Genomic DNA, 5,265 nt, shown 5'->3' on the forward strand with positions numbered 1-5,265 from the left:
AGGACATCGCCCGCCCCACGGGGGTAAGGGCGGACGACATCCGCGCGCCGGGTGACCGGGCGGTTCCGGCTCCCCCCGGGCCGGAACCCCCGCCCCCACGCGGGCGAACCGTCCACTCGTGGCGCCGCCCCGGTGACCGCCGCTGCCCTGGTGGAGACGGCCGAGCCGGGACGGAAGCGGGGAACCGCGGCCGCGATCGCCATTCTGGGCACACGGCGCCCACCCCGGCATGGGGGACCGGCCCCCATCTTTTTACGAGCGTCGCGCTTTTTCCGCGCGTCGCGATCCTGGTCAGCGGCGCTGCGCGCCCACCCCGGCTAGATCAAACTCTTGTGCGGACGGTCCTCCGGCTGCCACTCTCTGTGCCGTGACCACTCCTCCGAGCGACGCGACGGCCAAGGCTCCGAAGGGCCGTTGGTGGACGCCCGGCCTGCGCCCCGGCGAGCCGGCGGGCGACGGCCCGCCCGCGTGGGCCGCCTTCGTCGACGAAGCGGTCGCCGACGCCGACACACCACGGCTGCCGGCGGGCCCACTCCCCGGCACCACCGGATTCCGGCCGGTCGTGGCCCCCCTCGTCCGGGCCACACTGGCCCGCGTACGCGCCGAAGTACCGCCGGAGCTCGCCGACTTACCGGCCATCCGGACCCAGCTCGCCGACGGCCTCGCGGACGCACTCACCCGACGGGCCGCCCGCACGCTCGTCCGGGAACTCCACACCGCCCGTGCGGCCGGCCCCACCCCGGAGGCGCGATTCCGCTCGTTCATCGACCTGACGGCCCGCCGCCCCGGCCTGTCCGCGCTCCTCCACCAATACCCCGTCCTCGCAAGGATCCTGGCGCAGACCTGCCTCACCACCGCCGACGCACTCACCGACCTCCTCGACCGGTTCACCGCCGACCGGGCGGACATCGTCACCACCCTGCTCGGCGACACCGACCCCGGCCCGCTGACCGCCGTCCACCGCACCGGCGACCAGCACCGCCGCGGCCACGCCGTCGCCGTCCTGCAGTTCGCCGACGGCGAGAGGGTCGTGTACAAGCCACGCCCGCTGCGCGCCCACCACCACGTCAACGCCGTCATCGACCGGTTCAACGCCCAGTCCGGTTCGCCCGGCCTGCGGACCGTCGCCCTGGTCGAGCGCGACGGCTACGGCTGGACGGAGTTCATCGACCGCCGCCCGTGCACGACCCCCCGGGAGGTGCACCGCTTCTACCTCCGGCAGGGTGCCTGGCTCGCGCTGCTCCACGCCTTCGACTGCACCGACCTGCACTTCGAGAACCTCATCGCGTGCGCGGACCACCCCGTGCCGGTCGACCTCGAAACCCTCTTCCACCCGCAGGAGTTCGGCCCAGAGAAGTTCGGAGAGTCCGTCGACCCGGCGGCCATGGCCCTCGCGGGCTCGGTGTACCGGACGGGCCTGCTGCCACGCCTGATCCTCGGCGACGAACGCGCGCTGGACGCCTCCGGACTCGGCGGAGACGCGGGGGCCACCATCCCCGGCGAGTCCGTCCGGTGGGAGGCCGGAGGCACCGACGGCATGCGGCTCGTCCGCCGCGCCGGCTTACTCCACGGCGGCGCCAACCGCCCCAGCCTCGCCGACACGGACGCCGACCCCGCCGACCACGTCGACGCGATCCTCGACGGCTACCGCCTGGCCCGCCGCATCCTCGCCGACAGCAGGGACGAACTCCTCGCCCTCCTCCCCACGTTCGCCGACGACGAGACCCGCGTCGTCGTCCGCGCGACCGCCGACTACGCCACGCTGCTCGACGAGTCCACCCACCCCAGCCTCCTGCGCAACGCCGCCGACCGCGACGCGCTGCTGCGCGACCTGGACACCGACCACGCCGGCTGGGCAGGCCTGGTGGACGACGAGGTCGCCGAACTCTGGAACGGCGACGTCCCGCTCTTCACCACCCGTCCAGGAACGCGAGACCTGTGGACCGGCCAGGGCCGACGCATCCGCGACGCCCTGGATCACTCGGGCCTCGACCGCGTCGCAGCCCGGCTCCGGGACCTCGACGCCGACGAAGCGGCCACCCAGGAGTGGATCGTCCGCGCCGCCATGACGAGCCGCTCGACCACCCCGCCCCACGAGCCCGGCCGCCCCCTGCCCGCGAGTTCCCCGGGCGACGCCCGATTCCCTCCCCCCGACCGCCTCCTGGCTGCGGCCCGGACGATCGGCGAAGCCCTCCTCGCCCAAGCCCACCGAACCACCGGCCGAATCAACTGGATCAGCCTCGAACTCCTGGGCGACCGCTACTGGCAGCCCGCCCCCGCCGGGGCGGACCTGGGCGGCGGCTACCCCGGCCCCGCCCTGTTCCTCGCCCAACTGGCGGCGCTCACCGGCACGGACCGCTACGCCGAGGCCGCCCGCCTCGCCCTGCGCCCGATCCCCGAACTGCTCGACCGCCTCGCGGACCGCCCCGGGGACCTCCCGCTGATCGGCTCCGGCGCCTTCGCAGGCCTTGGTGGCCTCACCTACGCACTGAGCCGACTCGCCACCCTCCTCGACGACAACGAGATCGCCACCTGGACCGCCGGGGCCGGCCAACTCACCACCACCGCGGCCGAGGAGGAGCACTCCCCCGCCCTGGCCGACGGCACCGCCGGCGGACTCGCAGCCCTGCTGGCCGTCCACGACGCGACCCGCGACCCCGAAACCCTGAAGGCCGCCCGACGCTGCGCGGACGCACTCCTCTCCCGCCCGCTGCCCGCAGGGCCCGGCTTCACCACCGGAACGGCCGGCATCGGATGGGCACTGCTCCGCTTCGCCCGAACCGACGCCGACAGCACCGACGCCGGCAGCACCGGCCACCAACGAGCCGGGCTGGCCGCACTGCGCTCCGCCGCCACCGCACCGAACCCCCACGCGACCTGGTGCGAAGGCGCACCCGGCACAGCCCTCGCCATCGCCGACATCCAAGCCCTCTACCCCGACGAGCAGTTGAGCCGGTACGTCACCGCAACCGCCGAACGAACCGTCGCCACCGGCCCCCTCCCCACCCACAGCCCGTGCCACGGCGAGCTGGGCGTCCTCGAACTGCTCGCCCACCTGAAGGACCCGGCACTCGGCGCCCGCACCGCAGCCCTGCTCGCCGCACTCGACCGGGCCGGACCGGTCTGCGGCACCCCGTCCGCCGTCCCGGCGCCGGGCCTGCTGACCGGCCTGGCCGGCATCGGCCACGGGCTGCTGCGCCTCGGGTTCCCCGACCACACGCCTTCGGCGCTGCTGCTGCAAGCGCCGGACGACCCACGGCCGCCGACCCGGACGCCGTGACCCGCCAAACGAGAGGAAACGCCATGGACATCCACGAGACCGTCCGTCGCCGGACCCTGCCGACCGTCACCCAGGACACCGCGCAGAACGACCCGATCGGCGAGATCCGCCTCCGCCCGGCCACCGGCCTGCTCGCCCGCAGGGCCGAACTGATGGGCACCCGGGACCGCGGAAAGTGCACGATCGAGACCGTGACCTTCCACTGATCCACCACCCCACAAGGGGGCGCGGCGCGCACCAGGGCACAACCCCCAAGCGCCGCGCCCCTCTTGCGTCCTCTCTCCCCTACCTCCCTACCCCAGCCCCGAATTTTGGCAAGCGTTTTGTCAACTTGTTCATACGATCAACTACCCTGCCGACATGCGCATCACTTCGCCGGTCACCATCGGCCGCCAGGCAGAAATCTCCCTGCTGGAGACGGCCCTGACGCAGCTTCGGCAGAGCGCCGGCCGCACGGTGTTCCTGGTCGGCGAGCCCGGCATCGGCAAGTCCCGGCTGGTGGACCACTGCGTGCGCGAAGCGGCCGAGCGAGGACTGCCGGTGCTGCGCGGTCGCGGAAGCACGACCGGCGGAGGAACACCGTTCCGCCCCCTCCTGGAGGCACTGTCCTCACACTTCCGCACCAACGGAAACCCGCCCACCGACCCCGAGTTGGCCCCCTACCGCTCCGCCCTGGGCAGGTTCGTCCCGGAGTGGAGGAACGCGAGGAACGCCACCGCCCCCGGCCACACCGAGAGCGTCGTGGAACTCGCCGAGGCCCTCCTGCGCCTCCTCACGACCATCGGCCGGAACTCCGGCTGCGTCCTGGCCTTGGAAGACCTGCACTGGGCCGACTCCGAGTCCGTGGCCGTCGCCGAGTACCTCGCCGACAACCTCGCGCAGTCGCCCATCCTCCTCCTCGCCACCGTCCGCACCGACCCAGGCAACGCCCTGACGCTCGCACGGAGCGCCGAACGGCGGAGGATCGCCACCGTCACGACCCTGCCACCCCTGAGCACGACCGAGATCAGGGCCTTGGTGGCCGGCTGCCTGGACGCCCCGGCGCACGACGTGCCGGACGCCGTCGTCGATCGACTGGCCGCCCGCAGCGACGGCAACCCCTACCTCGTCGAGGAGCTCCTCGCCGACCTCATCGACTCCAGGCTGCTGAACACGGCCGAAACGGACGGCCGGCCCGTCTGGCAGGTCACCGGCGACCTCGACGCCACCGCACCGGCCACCGTACCGACGACCGTCGTGCAGAGCTTCGCCCACCGCCTCCAGCACGTCGACCCCCCGCTGCGCGACTTCCTCCTGCTGGCGGCCACGATCGGCCCGCGCTGCTGCGTCTCCGCCCTGCGGACCGTCACCGGCCTCGACGACCCCACCCTGTTCGCCCTCCTCCGCGCGGCGACCGAGGCGCACTTCCTCGTCCCCGACGACTCCTCACCGCACGACTACTCCTTCCGCCACGCGATCACCGTCGACGCCGTCCTCGCCGGCATCCCCCCGGCGCAGCGGGCCGCACTCGCCCGCCGGGCGGCCGACGCGCTGCGCGAGGACGGGCCACTGACCCCCGACCAGTGCCAGCTGGTGGCCGACCTGCTGGTGACCGCGGACGACCGGCCGGGCGCGGCACTGCTCCTCGCCGAGGCCGGGCGGCTGACCATGGCCGACGGCGCCTCGGCGTCGGCCGTGCGGCTGCTGGAGCGGGCCGAGTCGCTGGCCGGCCCGGCGCACCGGGCGGAGATCACCGAGGCGCTGGCCCGCGCACTCGCCGAGGACGGCCGGCTGGACCGGGCGTTCACGCTGGCCGGCACGCTGCCGACGCTCGGTTCGACGACGCTGGCGGCCGACCGCATGGTCGCCCTGCACACGAGGCTCGCCTGGGCCGCCGTCGTGGCCGAGCGGGGCGCGGAGACCGTCGCGCAGGTGGCCGCGGCCCGGGCCCGGCTGCAGAACGGCGGCGAGCCGGAGCAGGCCGCCGCGCTGGCGGTCGTCGAGGC

3 protein-coding genes are annotated in these 5,265 nt (G+C 74.3%); all 3 read left to right on the plus strand.

What is annotated here, in order from left to right:
- Positions 1-367: 367 nt before the first annotated feature.
- Entirely contained in the window at positions 368-3,280 is a 2,913-nt protein-coding gene (locus tag AB0O00_RS28505) for a type 2 lanthipeptide synthetase LanM family protein (RefSeq protein WP_363656533.1), read from the plus strand.
- Positions 3,281-3,303: 23 nt separating this feature from the next.
- Positions 3,304-3,486, plus strand: coding sequence for a hypothetical protein (locus AB0O00_RS28510; protein ID WP_363656535.1), 183 nt, complete (start codon positions 3,304-3,306; stop codon positions 3,484-3,486).
- 154 nt (positions 3,487-3,640) lie between these two features.
- A partial coding sequence (locus AB0O00_RS28515) for an AAA family ATPase (protein ID WP_363656537.1) occupies positions 3,641-5,265 on the plus strand: 1,625 nt, incomplete at its 3' end.

The organism is Kitasatospora sp. NPDC093558 (assembly GCF_040683475.1).
Lineage (GTDB): Bacteria > Actinomycetota > Actinomycetes > Streptomycetales > Streptomycetaceae > Kitasatospora.

Bases quoted from the DNA above. Each gene is read 5' to 3' on its own strand.
- AB0O00_RS28510 (WP_363656535.1), top strand. From the start codon at position 3,304: ATGGACATCCACGAGACCGTCCGTCGCCGGACCCTGCCGACCGTCACC.